Source organism: Caballeronia glathei (assembly GCF_000698595.1).
GTDB classification, from domain to species: Bacteria; Pseudomonadota; Gammaproteobacteria; order Burkholderiales; family Burkholderiaceae; genus Caballeronia; species Caballeronia glathei.
In genome coordinates, this window is sequence record NZ_JFHC01000261.1 from 1 (window position 1) to 812 (window position 812).

Sequence of the window (812 nt, forward strand, 5' to 3'; positions counted from 1 at the left end):
CGACCCGCGCACCGGTCAGTGAGAAGTCCACTTCGATACGCGGGCACTCCCGGTTCCACGCATCGATGATGGTCAACATCCGCATACGCCGGCCATTGACCAGCGCGTCGGAAACGAAATCCATCGCCCAGCTCCGGTTCGCACCGTCTGGCACCGGCATCACCACGCGCAGATGGCTCGGACGCTTCTTGCGCCGCCGCTTGCGAAGTGACAAACCTTCTTCGCGGTAAAGACGCTCAGTGCGCTTGTGGTTGCGCACCAGCCCCTCACGCCGCAGCAGGACATGCAGGCGCGGCGAACCGAAGCGGGGACGTTCCTGTGCCAGTTCGCGCAGCCGCTGCCTGACCACATGGTCAGCATCGCCCGGCGCAGGCCGTCGGAACGTTCGCCGATTCAGTCCCACCAGTGCGCACGCCCGGCGCTCCGAATAGTGGTGCTGCTCAATGACTTGCTGCACCACTTCCCGGCGCTGCGCGGGCGAACTTACTTTTTTCCCAGAACATCCTTCAAAACCTGGATGTCGAGCGCCTGGTCGGCGACCAGCCGCTTGAGCCGCTGGTTCTCCTCCTCAAGCTGCCGTAGCCGCCGCGCTTCCGACACATCCATACCGCCGTAGCGGCTACGCCAGTTATAGAACGTCGCATCCGAAATGCCGTGCTTGCGGCACAGGTCCGCGACCTTCATGCCCGCGTCGGCTTCCTTCAACACCCCGATAATCTGCTCTTCGCTGAACCGCGACTTCTTCATGACAAGGTCTCTCCTCCAGCCCTGCCACTAACTTTACAGTGGGTTACTTCAATGGGGTAAGGTCA

The 812-nt window shown here is 62.1% G+C and carries 2 protein-coding genes; both read right to left on the reverse strand.

All coding sequences use genetic code 11. The features are described from left to right. Positions 1–460: IS3 family transposase (locus tag BG61_RS42640; RefSeq protein ID WP_035943741.1), on the reverse strand; the 460-nt coding region annotated here is incomplete at its 3' end. A 23-nt stretch (positions 461–483) separates the two neighbouring features. Beyond that, positions 484–747 carry a transposase gene (locus BG61_RS38670; protein WP_006764058.1) on the reverse strand — a complete coding sequence of 88 codons (264 nt, stop codon included), beginning with the start codon at positions 745–747 and terminating at the stop codon, positions 484–486. Positions 748–812 lie beyond the last annotated feature (65 nt).

Excerpts from the sequence above, each read along its gene's own strand:
- BG61_RS38670 (WP_006764058.1), bottom strand. The coding sequence starts at position 747 with ATGAAGAAGTCGCGGTTCAGCGAAGAGCAGATTATCGGGGTGTTGAAG.